At 57.4% G+C, this 15,389-nt stretch carries 12 protein-coding genes; 2 read left to right on the top strand and 10 right to left on the bottom strand.

The genetic code is table 11. The features are described 5' to 3' along the window. Positions 1-17: 17 nt before the first annotated feature. Positions 18-1,334, bottom strand: a complete 1,317-nt coding sequence (rlmD, locus tag ACX8ZY_RS04765; protein ID WP_421665249.1) for a 23S rRNA (uracil(1939)-C(5))-methyltransferase RlmD — start codon at positions 1,332-1,334, stop codon at positions 18-20. A 94-nt stretch (positions 1,335-1,428) separates the two neighbouring features. Here rlmD and barA point away from each other — a divergent pair, with 94 nt between their 5' ends. Then, on the top strand, positions 1,429-4,158 hold the full coding sequence (barA, locus tag ACX8ZY_RS04760; RefSeq protein ID WP_191918843.1) for a two-component sensor histidine kinase BarA: 2,730 nt from the start codon (positions 1,429-1,431) through the stop codon (positions 4,156-4,158). Positions 4,159-4,212: 54 nt separating this feature from the next. On the opposite strand, the gene ACX8ZY_RS04755 is transcribed toward barA, so the two are convergent. The 6 genes from ACX8ZY_RS04755 to ACX8ZY_RS04730 form a co-directional block, all read right to left on the bottom strand. Beyond that, on the bottom strand, positions 4,213-5,352 hold the full coding sequence (locus ACX8ZY_RS04755; protein WP_031291930.1) for a glycerate kinase: 1,140 nt from the start codon (positions 5,350-5,352) through the stop codon (positions 4,213-4,215). Positions 5,353-5,427: 75 nt separating this feature from the next. Beyond that, positions 5,428-6,312, bottom strand: a complete 885-nt coding sequence (gene garR / locus ACX8ZY_RS04750; RefSeq protein ID WP_010248583.1) for a 2-hydroxy-3-oxopropionate reductase — start codon at positions 6,310-6,312, stop codon at positions 5,428-5,430. Positions 6,313-6,331: 19 nt separating this feature from the next. Continuing rightward, the gene (garL, locus tag ACX8ZY_RS04745) at positions 6,332-7,102 is read right to left on the bottom strand and encodes a 2-dehydro-3-deoxyglucarate aldolase (RefSeq protein ID WP_010248585.1); all 771 of its coding nucleotides are present in this window, start codon (positions 7,100-7,102) and stop codon (positions 6,332-6,334) included. Between the two features lie 45 nt (positions 7,103-7,147). After that, the gene (gene gudD, locus ACX8ZY_RS04740) at positions 7,148-8,479 is read right to left on the bottom strand and encodes a glucarate dehydratase (RefSeq protein ID WP_010248587.1); all 1,332 of its coding nucleotides are present in this window, start codon (positions 8,477-8,479) and stop codon (positions 7,148-7,150) included. Positions 8,480-8,489: 10 nt separating this feature from the next. After that, positions 8,490-9,836: an enolase C-terminal domain-like protein gene (locus ACX8ZY_RS04735; RefSeq protein WP_421665247.1), complete on the bottom strand. Its 1,347-nt coding sequence runs from the start codon at positions 9,834-9,836 to the stop codon at positions 8,490-8,492. Further along, the gene (locus ACX8ZY_RS04730) at positions 9,833-11,194 is read right to left on the bottom strand and encodes an MFS transporter (RefSeq protein WP_010248591.1); all 1,362 of its coding nucleotides are present in this window, start codon (positions 11,192-11,194) and stop codon (positions 9,833-9,835) included. The genes ACX8ZY_RS04735 and ACX8ZY_RS04730 overlap by 4 nt, the downstream gene beginning before the upstream one ends. Before the next feature lie 574 nt (positions 11,195-11,768). On the opposite strand from ACX8ZY_RS04730, the gene garD reads away from it, so the two are divergent. Beyond that, positions 11,769-13,328, top strand: a complete 1,560-nt coding sequence (garD, locus tag ACX8ZY_RS04725) for a galactarate dehydratase (RefSeq protein ID WP_010672140.1) — start codon at positions 11,769-11,771, stop codon at positions 13,326-13,328. Between the two features lie 77 nt (positions 13,329-13,405). Here the strand turns inward: garD and ACX8ZY_RS04720 are convergent, their stop codons facing one another. Genes ACX8ZY_RS04720 through ACX8ZY_RS04710 form a run of 3 tightly spaced genes read right to left on the bottom strand, consistent with a single transcriptional unit; the run spans position 13,406 to position 14,973 of the window. Beyond that, positions 13,406-13,852, bottom strand: a complete 447-nt coding sequence (locus ACX8ZY_RS04720) for a flavodoxin (RefSeq protein ID WP_010248594.1) — start codon at positions 13,850-13,852, stop codon at positions 13,406-13,408. Positions 13,853-13,864: 12 nt separating this feature from the next. After that, entirely contained in the window at positions 13,865-14,644 is a 780-nt protein-coding gene (truC, locus tag ACX8ZY_RS04715; protein ID WP_033772508.1) for a tRNA pseudouridine(65) synthase TruC, read from the bottom strand. Further along, a complete protein-coding gene (locus tag ACX8ZY_RS04710) occupies positions 14,644-14,973 on the bottom strand; it encodes a YqcC family protein (RefSeq protein ID WP_010248600.1) in 330 nt (109 codons plus the stop codon). The genes truC and ACX8ZY_RS04710 overlap by 1 nt, the downstream gene beginning before the upstream one ends. Between the last annotated feature and the right edge of the window lie 416 nt (positions 14,974-15,389).

The following is a 15,389-nucleotide window of genomic DNA, read 5'->3' as shown; positions in this document are numbered from 1 at the left end:
ACAACGACATACATCGCTTATGTTTTTCTGAACAGCACCATGGATTCGAGATGACGGGTATGTGGGAACATATCCAGCATCGCGACCCTTTCCAATTGGTAGCCTGCCGACAGCAATGTCTGGCTGTCGCGGGCGAGTGTGGTGGGATTACACGAAACATAGACCACGCGATCTGGTGCAAGTTTAACCACATGCGCCATTACGCCCGCAGCCCCGGCGCGTGCCGGATCGAGTAATACCTTGTTAAATCCCTGTGCCGCCCACGGCTGGCGCGACACTTCTTCTTCCAGATTATGCTGAAAGAAACTGACATTTTTAAGATTATTCAAATCAGCATTATACGCTGCCTGCCGCACTAATGCTGCAATCCCCTCCACACCAACCACATTATGTACGAAGATTCCTATAGGAAGTGTGAAGTTTCCCATGCCGCAAAACAGATCCAGCACCCGGTCTTCCGGCTGCAGATCGAGCCAGGCAATTGCCTTCGCGACCATCTGCTGATTAACACCATCGTTAACCTGAATAAAATCCTGTGGGCTGAAGGTTAGCTTAAGCTGGTGAGATTGATAAAACGGCGTCGACTCATTTAACGCACTCAACTCTTCCTCGCCCGCATCCAGGAACAGCATCAGCTGATGCTTATGCGAAAACTGTTCCAGTTTTTCACGGTCATCCGCATGCAGCGCATCAAGATGGCGCAGAATCATCAGCGGCCCGTTGTCTGCCAGCACCAGCTCCACATGCCCGAGACGCCTGACGGCGCGTAAGTCACTGAGACACTGATGCAGTGGAACCATTAAAGCCTCAAGTTCGGGCACTAAAATGGGGCATTGCTGAATATCGACCAGATCGTTGCTGGCTTCCTGACGGAAGCCCATCTGCAACCGCTGCGCCTTATTTTGCCATTGCAGCCCCAGACGGGCGCGACGACGATAGCCCCAGGGCTGACCGGCAATCACCTCATCTACCGCCACATCTTGTGCGGCGGCCTGGCGCAGCATCCGGCTCAGCGCCTGGGCTTTGCTCTGCTGTTGCAGCGCCACATCGGCATGCTGCTGCTGGCAGCCGCCGCAGCGTTCATAATGTGGGCAGCGCGGCGTGACGCGCGCCGGACTGCGGCTAATCAGTCGTGTCACTTTCGCCCGGGCAAATTGACGTTTATCCTCTGTCAGCATGACCTCCGCCTGTTCCCCAGGCAGGGCACCGGCGACAAAAAGGGTTTTGCCCTTGTGACGCGCCACCCCTTGTCCGAACGGATCGAGCGCCTCAATGGTGACGGTGATCCGTTGTTGCGTCGTCACGCGCTGTTTTGCAACGTAAAATTGCGCCATAGTGTTATTAATTCTCTTTATCGAAAACGACCTGCATTGTTTTTGTCGACAGCATGCACAGGGACGTTAATGCCGGAGTAGCCAGGCGACTATTATGACCAAATACAGCCTGCGGGCGCGAATGATGATTTTAATTCTGGCACCCACGCTGATGGTTGGCCTGCTGCTCAGCTCATTTTTTGTGGTGCACCGCTACAATGAACTGCAGCGCCAGGTTATCGATGCCGGAGCCAATATCATTGAACCGCTGGCGATCTCCAGCGAATACAGCATGACCTGGCACAATCGTGACGCCATGCGTGAACTTGTCAGCCTGCTGCACCGCCGCCATTCGGGCATCGTCCGGGCGATCTCGGTGTTTGATAATCACAACCAACTCTACGTCACCTCCAATCACAAGCAGAACCTCAGCCTGCTGCAACAGGATGATATCCGCGCCCTGCCCGACGATGTCTCCATGGAGCGTCACGGCAACGTATTGATTCTGCGCACACCGATCACCACCGAGCGTTACGATGTGGATGAATTGCCGGACGAAGATGCCAAGCCGTCGGGCAATCCGCTGGGCTACGTGGCGATAGAACTGGATCTGCAGTCGGTGCGCCTGCAGCAGTACAAAGAGGTGTTTGTCGCCACGCTGATGCTGCTCTTCTGCCTCTGCCTGGCCATGCTGTTTGCCTATCGTCTGATGCGTGATGTCACCGGCCCGATCCGCAATATGGTCACCACCGTTGACCGCATCCGTCGCGGCCAGCTCGATAGCCGCGTTGAGGGATACATGCTGGGTGAGCTCAGCATTCTGAAAAACGGGATTAATGCGATGGCGATGTCGCTGACCGCCTATCACGAAGAGATGCAGCACAATATCGATCAGGCGACCTACGATCTGCGAGAGACGCTGGAACAGCTGGAGATTCAGAACGTTGAGCTGGATCTGGCGAAGAAACGCGCCCAGGAAGCGGCGCGTATCAAATCTGAGTTTCTGGCCAATATGTCGCATGAGCTGCGGACGCCGCTTAATGGCGTGCTGGGCTTTACCCGGCAGATGCTGAAAACCCAGCTGCGCACCACCCAGCGCGACTATATGCAGACCATTGAACGTTCAGCCAATAACCTGCTCAGTATTATCAATGACGTGCTCGATTTCTCGAAGCTGGAAGCGGGCAAACTGATGCTGGAGGCGATCCCCTTCCCGCTGCGTGCCACACTGGATGAAACGCTGGTGCTGCTGGCCCCGTCGGCGCATGACAAAGGGCTGGAGCTGACGGTGGTGTGTGACAGCAGCGTGCCGGACAACGTGATTGGCGATGCGCTGCGCCTGCAACAGATTCTGATTAACCTGATCGGTAACGCCATCAAGTTTACCGAGAAAGGGTATATCGGCCTGCGTGTCGGACAGCGGGTGATTACGCAGTCGAGCGTCGAGCTGGAGATTCAGGTTGAAGATAGCGGCATCGGCATCTCTGAGCAGCAACAGACACAGCTGTTCCAGGCGTTCCGTCAGGCTGACGCCAGCATTTCGCGCCGTCATGGCGGCACCGGGCTGGGGCTGGTGATCACCCAGAAACTGGTGCGGGAGATGGGCGGCGAAATCACCTTCAGCAGCCAGCCGGACAAGGGCTCCACCTTTGTGATTCGCGTGCAGCTGGATCTCAATCCCAATGCGCCCGGCATGCCACGCGTGCTGGATGCGCTGTCACATGCGCGCATTGCCTATGTTGAAGCGGATGCTAACGTTGCCAGCGCAGCACTGGAGATGTTAAGCGCCACACCATTGCAGATCGATTACAGCGAAACGCTGGAGGGTTTAAAAGCGTCTCACTATCCGCTGCTGCTGATGGCGATGCCGGTCGACATCAGTCAGCCCGAGCTGCTCAATGAACGCATGATTAATGCGCTGCTGGATCGGGCCGACAACGTGCTGATGGCGCTCCCCAGCCCGATGATGTTGCTGGCGGATGAGCTGAAGGTACGCGGCATTGACGGTTGCATCGCTAAACCGATCTCCCTGACGCGACTCCTGCCGATGTTACTGGATCTGCATACCCGTCAGATCAGTGAACTGCCGCTTTCACCCCGGCTGCCGCTGACGGTGATGGCGGTGGATGATAATCCCGCCAACCTCAAGCTGATTGGCGCGCTGCTGGAGGAGCAGGTGCAGAACATCCTGCTGTGCAGCAGCGCCGAACACGCCATCCGTGAGGCACGTCAGCAGTCGCTGGATGTGATTCTGATGGATATTCAGATGCCGGATATCGATGGCATTCGCGCCAGCGAAATTATCCGCAGCATGCCGCATCATGCCAGTACACCGATTGTGGCGGTCACCGCCCATGCGATTGATGGCGAGCGTGAACAATTGATCAAGGCGGGCATGAATGACTATCTTGCCAAACCGATTGATGAGAGCAAGTTAAGACAGTTGCTGGCGCGCTATACGCCACCACCAGTAGTCACCGTGCCGGAACTGCTGCCAATATTACCTACGCTGGACTGGCAACTGGCGCTGCGACAGGCGGCGAACAAAGCCGATCTGGCGCGCGATCTGCTGCGGATGCTGCTGGAATTTTTACCGGAAGTGCATGCGAAGATGGCGCAGTTTATGTCGACCAATGAGGTCAACGCCCTGCGTGAGATTATTCACAAGCTGCACGGCAGTGCCAGCTACAGCGGCGTGCCGCGCATGAAGCAACTCTGCCATCAGCTGGAAAGAGAGCTGCTGGAGGCCAGCGATATCGCTGCGCTGGAGCCGGAACTGCTGGAGCTGCAGGATGAGATGGAGAACGTCGCCCGAGAAGCCCGCCAGCTGTTAGGGATTGGATAAGGCTATTGGTTAGTTAAACCCGGCCGATGTGGAGTGGCCGGGTAAGGCTGGTGGTTAGTTAAACCCGGCCAGCTTTAACGTGGCTGCCACATTACGTGCCGTCATCTCAACATTCTTTCCGGCGCTGGCGAGTGCCTCATCCAGCGTACAGATGCTGTAGAGCACGCTGAATACCGCATCGATCCCGTGCTGATGCACCACGCCGACATCGGCCGTCAGGCTTCCGGCGATGCCAATCACCGGCTTATTAAAGCGCTTTGCCACGCTGGCGACGCCGATCGGCACCTTGCCATTAATACTCTGGCTGTCGATACGCCCTTCACCGGTAATTACCAGGTCAGCATCTTTTACCTCTTCCGCCAGCCCCAGCGCTTCAGTAACAATCTCAATGCCGCGCCGCAGCTCTGCCTGACAGAAGGCGTGCAGCGCCGCCCCCATACCGCCCGCTGCGCCGCCGCCCGGAATATGCAGCACATCAATATCGAGATCGCGGTGAATAATCGCGGCGTAATGGGCCAGCGCCTGATCGAGCTGCTGCACCAGCGCCGGTGTCGCCCCTTTCTGCGGGCCGAAAATGGCCGATGCACCCTCTTTGCCCGTCAGCGGATTCGTGACGTCACAGGCCACTTCAATGCGGCACTGATGAATGCGGGCGTCCAGCGCGTCAATATCGATGCTGGCAAGATCGGCGAGTGCACCGCCACCGTGACCGATCTCGCAGCCCTGGTCGTCCAGCAGCCGGGCGCCCAGCGCCTGCATCATGCCGGCTCCGCCATCATTGGTGGCGCTGCCGCCGATACCAATGATGATGTGGCCGACCCCCTTATCCAGCGCATGTCTGATCAACTCGCCGGTGCCAAATGAGGTCGTTATCAGCGGGTCACGCTGCGATGCAGGCACCCGCTCCAGTCCACTGGCCGCTGCCATTTCGATATAGGCGGTGGACTCATCGCCGGACAGGCCATAGAAGGCGTCAACCTCTGTTCCCAGCGGCCCCGTCACCTTCAGCCTGACGATTTTTCCCTTCGTCGCCGCCACCATCGCTTCTACCGTTCCTTCACCGCCGTCGGCGACCGGTATTTTCACGTAATGCGCATCGGGAAAGATGTCACGGAAACCCGCTTCAATCGCCGATGCCACATCCAGGGCGGATAAACTCTCTTTATATGAATCCGGTGCGATTACGATTTTCATAGGCAATCCGAGCGCAGTTGAGTAATTGAAACGGCTCTGAACCAGTCCGGTTTCCGCAGAGACCGACACCGGGTTTTAGCGGGCGATTTCAACCTTCGCTAACTTCTCATAATAGCAGGCCAGCGCGCTGTGGTCGGCGCTACCCTGCCCGTCGTTACGCAGCGCCTGCATCATCTCCATCACCGCCGCCGTCAGCGGCAGATGCGCGCCGATGCTGTGCGAGGTATCCAGCGCGTTCGCCAGATCTTTGATATGCAGGTCAATGCGGAAGCCGGGTTTGAAGTTGCGATCCATCACCATGGGCGCTTTGGCATCCAGTACCGTGCTGCCGGCCAGGCCGCCACGAATCGCCTGATAAACCAGATCCGGATTCACACCCGCTTTGGTCGCCAGTGATAACGCCTCGGACATCGCCGCAATATTCAGCGCCACAATCACCTGGTTGGCCAGCTTAGTCACGTTACCCGCACCGATGTCGCCGGTATGCACCACCGATCCCGCCATCGATTTCATGATGTCGTAGCAGGTATCGAACACCGCTTTATCACCGCCGACCATCACAGAGAGCGTGCCTTCAATCGCTTTAGGTTCACCGCCACTGACCGGCGCATCCAGCATTTTGATCCCTTTTTCTGCCAGCGCATCATGGACTTCACGGCTCGCCAGCGGCGCAATGGAGCTCATGTCGATGACCACCAGGCCTGGCTTCGCCCCTTCGATAATGCCATTTTTACCCAGACAGACTTCGATGACCTGCGGCGAGTTGGGCACCATGGTAATCACCACATCGCACTGCTCAGCCACCTCTTTTGGCGATTTCGCCACGGTCGCGCCCAGTTCAGTCAGTTCCGCTTCGTTGTCAGCGTTATGATCGCGCACCACCAGCGAATAACCGGCTTTCACCAGATTTTTACTCATTGGTTTGCCCATAATACCCAGGCCGATAAATCCAATTTTCATTGCGTTTCCCCTTGATTGATTAGCGCTTAAATTTGTCGCATAACGCCTGAGAGGCGTTGCGGAACATACCGACATCGCTGCCGACGGCGACAAAAGTGGCACCCCACTCCAGATAACGACGCGCGTCCGCTTCCACCGGTGCCAGAATGCCGCTCGGCTTACCGGCGGCTTTGGCGCGTTCAAAAATGTGTTTAATCACTTTCAGCACTTCAGGATGCGCAGGCTGACCGAGATAGCCCAGCGCAGCAGAGAGATCGCCCGGCCCGACAAAAATACCGTCGACACCGTCCACCGCCGCGATGGCGTCAATGTTGTCGACCGCCTGCTGGGTTTCGATCTGCACCAGCACCGTGATGTTGTCATTGATGGTGCTGTTGTAATCCGGCAGGGTGCCGTACATGTTGCTGCGGTGCGAAACCGAGACACCGCGAATGCCGGCTGGCGGATAGCGGGTTGAGGCGACGGCACGCACTGCTTCCTCTTCGGTCTCGACAAATGGCACCAGGAAGTTGTTAAACCCGATATCCAGCAGACGCTTAATAATCACCGGCTCGTTGCAGGGCGGACGCACCACGGGCGCACTGTGGCTGCCTTTAAGCGCCATCAGCTGCGGCACAAACGTGGTGATATCGTTGGGCGCGTGTTCGCCATCCAGGACCAGCCAGTCAAAACCGGCCAGCCCTAAAATCTCGGTAGAGATCGGGCTGGCAAGCGCACACCAGCTGCCGATCAGGGTTTCACCCGCTAACAAACGACGACGAAATCCATTTGGCCAGGCTGCATTACTCATGGTTAAACTCCTGTGACGATGGCTCCCCGTGGGGAGCCGAAAAGGTTAACGTACTAGGCAGGGACGTTTGTTGTCGTAGGTCCATCCCGGCACTAAAAATTGCATCGCTTCGGCATCGTCACGCGCGCCCAGCCCCTGCTTCTGATAGAGCGCGTTGGCCTGCATCACCTGATCCATATCCAGCTCGACGCCGAGACCGGGCTTCTGCGGTACCTGCACCATGCCGCCTTTGATCTGGAATGGCTCTTTGGTCAGGCGCTGATTGCCCTCCTGCCAGATCCAGTGGGTATCAATGGCGGTGATCGCGCCCGGCGCGGCAGCGGCGACGTGGGTGAACATCGCCAGCGAAATGTCGAAGTGGTTATTGGAGTGCGAGCCCCATGTCAGGCCGAAGTCGTGACACATCTGTGCTACCCGCACCGAACCCTGCATGGTCCAGAAGTGCGGATCCGCCAGCGGAATGTCCACCGACTGCAGCGACAGGGTATGGCCCATCTGACGCCAGTCGGTGGCGATCATATTGGTGGCGGTTGGCATGCCGGTGGCGCGACGGAACTCCGCCATCACTTCACGGCCGGAGTACCCCTGCTCTGCGCCACAGGGATCTTCTGCGTAGGCGAGCACATCTTTGAGCTGTTTGCCGAGCATGATCGCCTCGTTGAGCGACCAGGCCCCGTTGGGATCAAGGGTGATACGGGCTTCAGGAAAACGCTTAGCCAGCGCAGTAACCGCTTCGGCCTCTTCGCCGCCGCGCAGTACGCCGCCTTTGAGTTTGAAATCGTTGAAGCCATATTTCTCATACGCCGCTTCCGCCAGCCGCACCACCGTCTCCGGGGTTAGCGCTTCTTCGTGGCGCAGGCGATACCAGTCGCAGGGATCGCTCTCCTGGCTCTGGTAAGAGAGGGACGTTTTGCGGCGGTCGCCGATGTAGAAGAGATAGCCGAGCATCTCAACGCGGTCGCGCTGCTGTCCGTCGCCCAGCAGCGAGGCCACATTAACCTCCAGATGCTGACCCAGCAGATCGAGCAGCGCCGCTTCAATGCCGGTCACCACATGAATAGTGGTGCGCAGATCGAAGGTCTGGGTGCCGCGCCCGCTGGCATCGCGGTCGGCGAAGGTGCTGCGCACCAGGCTGAGAATGTTTTTGTATTCGCCCACGGTTTTGCCAATCACCAGCGACGCTGCATCTTCCAGCGTCTGGCGGATTTTTTCGCCGCCCGGGATTTCGCCGACGCCGGTGTGTCCGGCGTTATCTTTGATAATCACAATGTTGCGGGTAAAGAATGGCGAGTGAGCGCCGCTGAGGTTCAGCAGCATGCTGTCGTAGCCTGCGACCGGAATAACCTGCATGGCGGTGACTTTCGGTGTTGAACTCATCTCCTGCTCCTTATGCTGTTGCACGGCCAAATGCCGGGCGTTTGCGATCAAATGTCCAGCCGGGGACCAGATATTGCATCGCCGTGGCGTCGTTACGCGCGCCGGCGGGCAGTGACTGATAAAGCTGATTGGCTTTGTTTACCTGCTCCCAGTCGAGCTCAATGCCCAGACCCGGCGCATCCGGCACGGCAAGTTTCCCGTTGCGGATTTGCAGCGGATTTTTCGTCAGGCGCTGATCGCCCTCCTGCCAGATCCAGTGGGTATCAATCGCGGTAGGATTGCCTGGCGCTGCCGCACCCACATGGGTGAACATCGCCAGCGAAATATCGAAGTGGTTATTGGAGTGGCAGCCCCAGGTGAGGCCCCACTCATCGCAGAGCTGCGCGACCCGCACGGCGCCGCTCAGCGTCCAGAAGTGAGGATCCGCCAGCGGAATATCGACTGCATTGAGCATCACCGCGTGATTCATCTCGCGCCAGTTGGTGGCGATCATATTGGTGGCCACCGGTAAGCCGGTTGCGCGCCGGAACTCGGCCATCACTTCACGTCCCGAATAGCCCTGCTCCGCGCCGCACGGATCTTCAGCGTAGCTCAGCACATCCTGCATCCCTTTACACAGCGCTATCGCCTCGTCCAGCAGCCAGGCGCCGTTCGGGTCGACCGTAATGCGGGCGTCGGGAAAGCGCTGCTTCAGCGCCGCCGCGGTGGCAATCTCCTGCTCGCCCGGCAACACGCCGCCTTTGAGCTTAAAATCTTTGAAGCCATATTTATCCGCAGCCGCCTCAGCCAGCCGCACAACGGCATCGCTGGTCAGCGCTTCCTGATGACGCAGGTGATACCAGTCGTGGCTGGCCTGCTCACCACTCAGATAGGGCAGATCGGTCTTGCGGCGGTCGCCGAGATAGAACAGATAGCCCAGCACCGTCACTTCATCACGCTGTTTACCTGGCCCCAGCAGTTCAGCCACCGGTACGCCCAGACACTGTCCCAGCAGATCGAGCAGCGCCGCTTCCAGCGCGGCTACTGCGTTGACCCGCAACTCAAAAGTCCAGGCACCGCTGCCGAAGGTGGTGAAGTCAGCCGACTGATTGCCTTTGTGCACCTGCTGCACCAGACGGTTCATTCGCGCAATCTGCTGGCCTTTCACCTGCGGAATCGCCTCTACCAGCGTCTGATAGATGGTGTCGCCGCCGGGGGCTTCACCGACGCCGGTGTGACCGGCGCTGTCGGTGAGAACCACAATATTGCGGGTAAAACAGGCGTTGTGCGCACCACCAATATTGAGCAGCATGCTGTCATAACCGGCGACCGGGATGACCTGCATCTCAGTAATCACCGGCGAACTTTGCGTATTCATAATGCATCCTTACCGGGCCAGGTTTTCAGTTCGACACGTTTGATATCGCCCGCGATCACCAGGAAGCTGAATGCGGCGACAAAGGCATGAATACCGACATAGATCAGCGCGCCTTCAAAGGAGCCGCTGGTGGCGATGATGTAACCGATGGCGATAGGCGTCACGATGCCAGAGAAGTTACCGAACATGTTGAACAGACCGCCGCTCAGGCCACTGATCTCTTTCGGTGCGGTATCTGCCATCACCGCCCAGCCCAGCGCACCGATGCCTTTACCAAAGAACGCCAGTGCCATGAAGAACACCACCACCCATTCGGTATCGGTGTAGTTACACATCACCATCGAAATAGAGAGCAGCATGCCGAGCACGATCGGCGTTTTACGCGCGATATTCAGGGAGCCGGTTTTACGCATCAGCCAGTCGGAGATCACCCCACCCAGTACGCCGCCGAGGAAGCCGCACACCGCCGGAATCGAGGCAATAAAGCCCGCTTTGAGAATCGACATGCCGCGCGCCTGTACCAGATAGACCGGGAACCAGGTGATAAAAAAGTAGGTTAAGGCGTTAACGCAGTACTGACCGAGGTAGATACCCAGCATCATGCGTGACGTCAGCAGCTGTTTGATCTGGAACCACTTCTCGCTCCAGCTCACTTTGCGGCTATCCTTTTTGACATCCATGTTGATCAGCGCACCGCCCTGCTCCATGTACTCCAGTTCGGCTTTATTCACGCCTGGGTGATCGGTGGGATCGTGGATCACTTTCAGCCAGATGAAACTGAGGATGATGCCCAGGCCGCCCATGAACCAGAACACGTGCGCCCAGCCCACGGAAGAGACCAGCCAGCCCATGATGGGCGCGAAGATAACGGTGGCGAAGTATTGGGCCGAGTTGAAGATCGCCACGGCCGTGCCGCGCTCCTGCGCCGGAAACCAGGCCGCGACGATGCGGCTGTTGCCAGGGAAAGAGGGCGCTTCGGCCAGTCCCACCAGGAAGCGCAGAATAAACAGCGACATGATGATGCCGAAGCCGCTGAACAGATCGACGAACCCTTGCAAAAAGGTAAAGAGCGACCAGGTAAAGATGCTCCAGAAATAGACGCGTTTTGAGCCGAAGCGGTCAAGCAGCCAGCCGCCCGGAATCTGACCAATAACATACGCCCATGAGAAGGCTGAGAAGATATAGCCGAGTCCGACCGAATCGAGGCCAATATCTTTTGACATCGCCGAACCGGCAATCGAAATCGTTGCGCGGTCACCGTAGTTGAATGAGGTGACGATAAATAACATCACCACAATCCAGTAACGGGCATTGGTGCGTTTCTGCACCGTTTCCGCGGTCTGGCTGAAACTATTCATGATGCACTCCTGAAATATAGCGTGAGCTACATTCGCTCTGACTGCATACACATCGCGTTGGGTATCAGAGAGAAGTTGGGTTAAACACGGCGATCTTTTTGTTTTGGCAAACTTTATTTATCCATCCGGTGTCTGGCAGCCGCGGCGGTTAATAACTCCAGGCAACCTCTTTCGGATGAATAATACGTCGTGACAGATAACCTGACTTTGGCTAACGGAACTCAGTATAAGAACAGCCTGAGGCGATCACATTGGCGCATCGCCCTGGAATAATCGCCTTATTCAAGTGATTGTCTGGCGAATGCACAAAAGCCTGCGGTATAGCTCACGAAAGTGGCAAATACCCGTGCAAAATCCGCCCCGGATAACGCTTTCCCCCGCTGTTTGTGAGGGTCTTCACTTGCTTTTGGATAATCGACCCAAAACAGCGAGGTGAATTGCCTTAATGGTGGTCATTTGCACAATGCGCGACCCGCCCCGCCTCCCTATACTGAAGCAGGCAAACAAGGGCGTGACAGGTCAGATTATTAAAGCGTGCCGCACAAGTACGGTACGACAGACAGGAAGGTGAGCGATGAACCCAAAAACAGATGAACAACCGCTCTATATCAAAGTCCATGAGCACGACAATGTGGCGATTGTGGTTAACAGCCTCGGCCTGCCAGCCGGTACGCAGTTTGCGGATGGCCTGACTCTCACAGAGCATGTGCCGCAGGGCCACAAAGTGGCGCTGAGCGCGATTAATCAGGGTGCAGAGATCGTGCGTTATGGCGAAGTCATTGGCTATGCATTGCGGGATATTGCCCAGGGCAGCTGGATTGATGAATCACTGGTTGCGCTGCCGGAAGCCCCTCCGCTGGAGAGTCTGCCGTTAGCCACTCAGGTTCCGCCTGATTTGCCGCCGCTGGAGGGCTATACCTTTGAAGGTTACCGCAATGCGGATGGCAGCGTAGGCACGCGTAACCTGCTCGGCATCACCACCAGCGTCCACTGCGTGGCCGGTGTGGTGGATCATGTCGTACAGATCATTGAACGGGATTTACTGCCGCGCTATCCGAACGTGGATGGTGTGGTTGCCCTGAACCACCTTTATGGCTGTGGTGTGGCGATCAACGCACCGGCGGCGGTCGTGCCGATTCGCACCATTCATAACCTGGCGCTGAATGCGAATTTCGGCGGCGAAGTGATGATCGTCAGCCTCGGCTGTGAAAAGTTACAGCCAGAGCGTCTGCTGACTGGCACCCCCGACGTGCAGGCGATTTCGCTGGACGACCATGACATCGTGCGTCTGCAGGATGAAAAGCTGGTGGGCTTTGGCGCGATGGTCAATGAGATTCTGCAGGTGGCGGAGCGTCATCTCCAGCGGCTGAATCAGCGCCAGCGCGAAACCTGCTCCGCAGCAGAACTGATTGTCGGCATGCAGTGTGGTGGCAGCGATGCATTTTCGGGCGTGACGGCAAATCCGGCAGTGGGCTTCGCCTCTGATCTGCTGGTGCGTTGCGGTGCCACCGTGATGTTCTCGGAAGTCACGGAAGTGCGTGATGCGATTCACCTGCTGACGCCGCGGGTGATTAATCAGGAAGTCGGTAAGCGCTTACTGGAGGAGATGGCCTGGTATGATAATTACCTCGACCAGGGCCAGACCGATCGCAGCGCTAACCCGTCGCCGGGCAATAAAAAAGGCGGGCTGGCGAACGTGGTGGAAAAAGCGCTTGGCTCGATCGCAAAATCGGGACGCAGCGCCATTGTTGAAGTGCTCTCGCCCGGCCAGCGGCCCACGCGACGCGGATTGATCTACGCAGCGACGCCCGCCAGCGATTTTGTCTGCGGTACGCAGCAGCTGGCATCCGGTATCACCCTGCAGGTGTTTACTACTGGTCGCGGTACGCCTTACGGTCTGGCCGCGATTCCGGTGATCAAGATGGCGACGCGTAATGCGCTGGCAGAGCGCTGGCACGATCTGATGGACATCAATGCCGGGACGATTGCTACCGGTGAAGAGAGTATTGAGCAGGTGGGCTGGCGACTGTTTGAATTGATTCTGGATATCGCCAGTGGCAGGAAGCAGACCTGGTCCGATCGCTGGGGCATTCGTAATCAGCTGGCGGTGTTTAACCCGGCGCCTGTCACCTGACAGTGCATTCAACGGATATCGCCGTGCGCGCAACCCAGGCTTATCTCTGTAAGGCAGAGATAAGCCTGGCCTTGCAATCAGAGCTGCGCGCCCCAGGCTTCAACCCACGGCGAGGTTACCGCCTCCGGTTCCGGATTTTCAGTGGCATCAACCAGTAACACCTCACCAACCCGCTGAGCGCCCTGCTCCTGCAGCAGCGCGTCAAAGGTTTTACCCGCGCCACAGAAATGGTCATAGCTGCTGTCACCCAGCGCAATCACGCCATAGCGCAGCGCGGGCTGATGACCGAGCTGATCTTTAATCGCATGGAACAGACCTGAAATCGTGTCGGGAAAATCGCCATGCCCGGTAGTAGAAGTGACAATTAACGCCACGTCGCTGGCATAGTTTTGCCAGTCAGCCAGCGTCGGATCGTCAAACACCGTTACGCTGTGCCCCTGCTGCTGCAGAATGGGCTCTGCTTCTTCCGCGACCAGTAGCGCATTGCCATATACCGTACCTACAAAAATGCCAATCTTTGCCATCTGCTTTCTCCCTTATTCTGAAACGTTATCCTGTCCTGGCGCTGCGTCAAACTCAACCCGCGGCACCTCAGGAATGCGATCCTGCCAGCCAAACTGGTTCATCAGGTTCTGCCAGACGCCATCCAGTCCGGCGCGAAGCAGCAACGGTTCACCGGTTACCGGATGAGTTAATGCCAGGCTGCTGGCGTGCAGCATCAGGCGGTTAGCGCCAAAATGTTCGGCAGCACCCCGGTTCTGACGCAGATCGCCGTGCGCCGAATCGCCAATAATCGGATGACGCAGGTGTGACATATGACGACGCAGCTGATGCTTGCGACCGGTTTTAGGAGCCAGTTCAACCAGGCTATAACGCGAAGTGGGATAACGGCCAATGCCGACCGGCATCTCGACCGTTGCCAGTGACTGATAATCGGTGACCGCGGGCTGTGCGGTGCGCGCTTCCGTGGCGTGTTTATCGGCAATTTTATCCAGCTCTTCCACCAGCGGATAATCGAGCGTCCCGCTGCTCTCCAGCCAGCCGCGAACCACAGCGTGGTAGGTTTTCTGCATCTGGTGCTGTTCAAACTGCAGGGAAAGCAGACGTCCGACTTCACTGGAGAGCCCCATCAGCAGTACCCCTGACGTGGGCTTGTCGAGACGATGCGCCGTAAACACATGCTGCCCAATCTGATCACGAACGGTCTGCATCACAAACACCGTTTCATGGCGATCCAGCCAGCTGCGATGAACCAGCCAGCCGCTGGGCTTGTTGACGGCAACCAGCCACTCATCCTGATAGAGTATCTCCAGCATCAGTGGGCAGCATCCGTGATTAACGCATCAAGTTGACGCAGGGTCAGCAACAGCGGCGCAATACCCGGCTGGTCAGGCACCAGAGCCACCTCATAATAGGGGGCCACGGCAAAATTTTGTGGTAACGGATGTCGGGCCGCAATCAGGGCATGCATCCGGGGGACTAACACCCACTGGAGCCACTGCAGCGGCTCCAGCGTATCCAGGCAAAAGGGTTCGCGGCTCTCGAGCGCCCCCTCGGCCGGCGGGGTACTCTGCCAGAGATGATGCTCACGCATCACCGCTTCCAGTTGTTCCAGCCGTTGCGTAATCAATTGTTCATGCGCCATGCGCCACCTCCGCGAGCAGTCAAAAATGGGCCGCAAGCATATCACTTGTTGGCACAGGCACAAAAAAAGGGAGCACTGTATAAACAGTGCTCCCGGTTCGTTTGCAGCCATCCCGCCACGTTAATGCTCCCTGCTCTTCCATGACAACTTGTCCAGTGCGAACTCCTGTCGCGCATCGTCCTGATGTATCCTTAGCATCCTGGCCCACCACCTCTTCTGAGGGGGTTCTCATTCTCCATCCTGGAGGTGTCCCTTGCTCAATCCTGAGCGATCCTGTTTCATCCTGAAACCTTCCGTGTGCCGTAAGCTCCGTTACGTTCCTGCCTCATGGCTTATCATCATCCTGACGATATCTTTTTCCTAAGCCTCCTGCAGTGCGAAACATTTTGACAGAACTCGTTACGCGCACAAGGTAC

Source organism: Pantoea sp. XAF26B01_ASV70 (genome assembly GCF_054512635.1).
Note: the sequence above shows the minus strand (reverse complement) of the source record. Positions and strands in the feature narration are given on the sequence as shown.

What these genes read in the sequence shown, in the direction of transcription:
- rlmD (WP_421665249.1), bottom strand. Translation starts at nt 1,334, where the DNA reads ATGGCGCAATTTTACGTTGCAAAACAGCGCGTGACGACGCAACAACGG.
- barA (WP_191918843.1), top strand. Translation starts at nt 1,429, where the DNA reads ATGACCAAATACAGCCTGCGGGCGCGAATGATGATTTTAATTCTGGCA.
- ACX8ZY_RS04755 (WP_031291930.1), bottom strand. Translation starts at nt 5,352, where the DNA reads ATGAAAATCGTAATCGCACCGGATTCATATAAAGAGAGTTTATCCGCC.
- garR (WP_010248583.1), bottom strand. Translation starts at nt 6,312, where the DNA reads ATGAAAATTGGATTTATCGGCCTGGGTATTATGGGCAAACCAATGAGT.
- garL (WP_010248585.1), bottom strand. Translation starts at nt 7,102, where the DNA reads ATGAGTAATGCAGCCTGGCCAAATGGATTTCGTCGTCGTTTGTTAGCG.
- gudD (WP_010248587.1), bottom strand. Translation starts at nt 8,479, where the DNA reads ATGAGTTCAACACCGAAAGTCACCGCCATGCAGGTTATTCCGGTCGCA.
- ACX8ZY_RS04735 (WP_421665247.1), bottom strand. Translation starts at nt 9,836, where the DNA reads ATGAATACGCAAAGTTCGCCGGTGATTACTGAGATGCAGGTCATCCCG.
- ACX8ZY_RS04730 (WP_010248591.1), bottom strand. Translation starts at nt 11,194, where the DNA reads ATGAATAGTTTCAGCCAGACCGCGGAAACGGTGCAGAAACGCACCAAT.
- garD (WP_010672140.1), top strand. Translation starts at nt 11,769, where the DNA reads ATGAACCCAAAAACAGATGAACAACCGCTCTATATCAAAGTCCATGAG.
- ACX8ZY_RS04720 (WP_010248594.1), bottom strand. Translation starts at nt 13,852, where the DNA reads ATGGCAAAGATTGGCATTTTTGTAGGTACGGTATATGGCAATGCGCTA.
- truC (WP_033772508.1), bottom strand. Translation starts at nt 14,644, where the DNA reads ATGCTGGAGATACTCTATCAGGATGAGTGGCTGGTTGCCGTCAACAAG.
- ACX8ZY_RS04710 (WP_010248600.1), bottom strand. Translation starts at nt 14,973, where the DNA reads ATGGCGCATGAACAATTGATTACGCAACGGCTGGAACAACTGGAAGCG.